We start from the raw sequence: 346 nt of genomic DNA, 5'->3' as shown, positions 1-346 counted from the left end.
GAGCACGTTCCCCGGCGTGCTCCTATTTTTAACTTCAAACCCACGTTAACCACTAAAACCACTCGATCATGTTCAATAAATCGTTTTTATTTACAGCACTTATCTCTTTCACCCTTTTTAGCTGTCAGCAAACTCCTGAACAGGTGACACACAAAGATGATTATGAAATTTATCTTGAGGCAGATGCAGATCCCGCTTTAGAAGTCCTGAAACAAGACCTTGTATTCTGGCAGGCGAAGCTGGAGAAGGATCCTCAGCAGTTCCCGTACCTGGTACAACTCGCTGGTTCACAATCTCAATTATTTGAAATGACCGGTAAAATTGATTATTTGATCCTGGCCGGGAA

The 346-nt window shown here is 42.8% G+C and carries 1 pseudogene; it reads left to right on the top strand.

Features of this window, described 5'->3' with window-relative positions:
* Positions 1–68: 68 nt before the first annotated feature.
* Positions 69–346: pseudogene (locus HC176_RS18035) on the top strand (tetratricopeptide repeat protein); the annotation flags it as partial.

It is taken from the genome of Tamlana crocina (assembly GCF_012037625.1).
The sequence above is the reverse complement of the archived record's forward strand: the minus strand, read 5'-3'. Positions and strand labels throughout refer to the sequence as shown.